General features: G+C 42.5%; 1 protein-coding gene. It reads left to right on the forward strand.

Going from position 1 to position 548, the window contains the following annotated elements:
• Window positions 1-210: hypothetical protein (locus J7438_RS27245; protein WP_209279138.1), on the forward strand; the 210-nt coding region annotated here is incomplete at its 5' end.
• Between the last annotated feature and the right edge of the window lie 338 nt (window positions 211-548).

The following is a 548-nucleotide window of genomic DNA, read 5'->3' on the forward strand; positions in this document are numbered from 1 at the left end:
ACACAAAACGCCTGGCATTCAGCCTTGGAATGCAGAAAAGAAGACCCTCTTGGACTGAACGGAATTGACATTGACATTTGGGAATCGGATTCTGATTTATTGTCGCCGGATTTTGATTTATTTGCGAACGGGTCAACAACAACCATGACTGGCTTGAAGAGTTCCTATAAGGATAAACCAGTTGTTACAGCAATTGCCGACGAATCCTGAAGCACAACAGCCACATGAGATGCAGAATAGGTAAAAAAATCATGCCCGCACAATTCTTCGCCAGAAATTGTATGTTACTCAATCGTTGTCGTCGGGTCAGTCATGGGTACGTCTATTCAGAAAAATGTCAGGCAATTCAGTGCTTCTTACTGGATAAAAACAGTGTCAGAATGTTTTGACAGCATCCAAGATCTTTATCTGCTTCCTATTCATGGTACTGGCCTCTTTTATTCGGGAACCTGCCGATGTGATGACTGCTGCATTAAAAACGAGGGCAAGAAAAATCAAACCTTTTACCACAATATTATAGGCGGCTGTATCATCCATCCGCCCAGAAA

The sequence above is a fragment of the Thalassotalea sp. G20_0 genome, assembly GCF_017744175.1.
Classification (GTDB): Bacteria; Pseudomonadota; Gammaproteobacteria; order Pseudomonadales; family Endozoicomonadaceae; genus Endozoicomonas.